We start from the raw sequence: 982 nt of genomic DNA, 5'->3' as shown, positions 1-982 counted from the left end.
GGCGGGTGCGCCGAAGCCGCCGTCGCGCACGGCGGCACGGGCGGCGGCGGTGGTCAGTTCGCGGTCCACCACCGGGTCGGCGGCCGGGAGTTCGGACAGGGCGGTGAGCAGTGCGGCCCGTCCGCCGGCACCGGCCCGCTCCGTGCCGTCGATCACGGCGCGGGCGAGCTGCACGGTCGCGCCGGGCGCGCCGAGGGCGAGCAGGTGGGCGAGGGCCCGGCCCTGGGCGGGGCCGCCGAGGGCGACCGCGTCGCGCAGGTCGGCGACCACGGAGGTGCGCAGCTGCTCCTCGGGCCAGACCGCCTCGACGGCGCCGATCCGGTCGCCGGTGCTGCGGCAGTGCTCCGCCCAGGCGAGCCGCAGTTCGCGGGCCGCCGCCGGGTCGGTGGCGGTGAGCCGTTCGACGGCGAGTGCGAAGGCGCCGCGCCGGTGGGCGGTCCGGACGGCGCGGTCGCGCTCGCCGGCCCGCCACCAGAGACGGACCACCAGGTCGGCGTCGAGTTCGCGGCCCTCGGCCAGTTCGGCGGCCTGGGCGGTGCGGCCGTGGCGGTCCAGCAGGGCGACCGCCTCGCCGGGGTGGTGCAGCAGGTCGGCGAGGACGAAGGCGGCCTCGTCGATGCGGCCTTCGCGTTCCAGGGATTCGGCGGCCGTGCGGTAGAGGGCGGTGAGGTACTGCTGCACGTCGGGGCCGGAGAGAGCGGACGTGCCGCCCGGGACGGCGAGGCCCGGGGTGGCGCGCAGTTGGCCGGTGTAGCGCGACGGCAGGCCGAGGCTCAGCCAGTCCTGCCGGTCGCCGCCGCCGGAGGCGCCGAGCTGGATGGCGTCGCGCAGTGCGTCCTCCCAGCGCTTCTCCCGGAACGCCCGGTCGAGGCGCTGCAGGTAGCGGGCGTGACGGCCGCGGACCAGGCCGGCGGCGGGGCTGCGCAGGGTGAGCCGGGCGAGCAGGCCGCGCAGCAGGGGGCGGCGGGGCCGGCCGGCCGCA

Annotated in this window: 1 pseudogene; it reads right to left on the bottom strand. The window is 79.3% G+C overall.

What is annotated here, in order from left to right:
• Positions 1-982 (bottom strand): annotated as a pseudogene (locus tag KSNIM_RS37070) (hypothetical protein); the annotation flags it as partial.

Origin of the sequence: Kitasatospora sp. DSM 101779 (assembly GCF_025655475.1) — a bacterium.
Lineage (GTDB): Bacteria > Actinomycetota > Actinomycetes > Streptomycetales > Streptomycetaceae > Kitasatospora.
Note: the sequence above shows the minus strand (reverse complement) of the source record. Positions and strands in the feature narration are given on the sequence as shown.